The organism is Phocaeicola sp. RTP21198st1_B8_RTP21198_201120, assembly GCF_040929485.1.
In the GTDB taxonomy this organism is placed as follows: domain Bacteria; phylum Bacteroidota; class Bacteroidia; order Bacteroidales; family Bacteroidaceae; genus Phocaeicola; species Phocaeicola dorei.
Genome location: NZ_JBCOCI010000537.1, coordinates 1 through 1,058, shown reverse-complemented (window position 1 = coordinate 1,058; position 1,058 = coordinate 1). Strand labels below are relative to the sequence as shown.

General features: G+C 43.7%; 1 protein-coding gene. It reads right to left on the bottom strand.

All coding sequences use genetic code 11. From position 1 onward, the window contains the following. The coding region (locus tag AB5935_RS27895; protein ID WP_368328088.1) for a 4-alpha-glucanotransferase at positions 1-1,058 on the bottom strand (1,058 nt) is incomplete at both ends.

The window sequence follows — 1,058 nt, the reverse complement described above, 5'->3', positions numbered from 1 at the left end:
AGGTGATACTGAATATAGTAATACAATGAGATATGAGGATAGTCTACAGTTTCCGGCTGGCACATTTTTTCTATATCTTCCGCATTATAAACAGAGTGTCGTGGCCATTTACGGAAATTGGGTGTTTTGTAGGCGTCGCGCAGATAACTGAAGACTGCATAGGGTTGCAACCATTCTTTGTTGGCTTCAAAGAAGTCTTTGAAACCTTTGGAGGCCAAAACCTTTTCTCCTTCCTGCCGGAATAGTAAGTTGAAAAACTCCCATTTTGTCTGGTTGACTGCTTCGTAGTCAATGGCAGGCAGGCTGTTCAGCTCCTTTTGCTTTTTGCTGAATTTTGATGCGGCTTCTTTATCTTTCAGAGTTCCCATTTGCTTGATATCCGCATACATCGGGTGGAAGGCATAAATGGAAATACTGTTATAGGGGTAAGAGTCGATCCATGCATGAGTCATGGTGGTATCGTTGACCGGTAAAATCTGAATAACTTTCTGATGGGTGCTCACTGCCCAGTCGATCATACGTTTCAAGTCACCAAAATCACCTACTCCAAAACTTTTCTCCGATTTTAAGGAGAATACAGGTATAGCGATTCCCGCACCTTTCCAGGCAGGAATGTCGAAATAGGCATACCGGTCGGAGATCACGAGCGTTTCGTTTGTCTTCAGTTCCGGGTCTGCCAGATAACGGTTGGGGTTTTTCTCCCAGCAGTCCGCTTTCTTTTCTTGTTTGTTGTAGAGGATGAATTTGTATTCCAGCGGGTATTTTAGTTTGCTGGCATCCAGCTCTATCTGCCACTCCGGGAAATTGGCATCACTCATTAGAACCGCTTTCTCCGGGTCCCAGTGGCCTAATGATTTCTGGTTACCACAGATCGCCAGACAATAATCTTTGTTGATATGTGGAGCGTAGGCTTTGATAACCAGTCCTTTCTTATAACTTTGCGGGATACTCTCTCTTTCGGGATGTGCCAGTAAAGCTTCTGTAAAAGCTGAACTATACAGATAAGATTGTTCCGGGATGTTTTTCCAGCAATCATTGATTCTGTATATCTTCTTGGA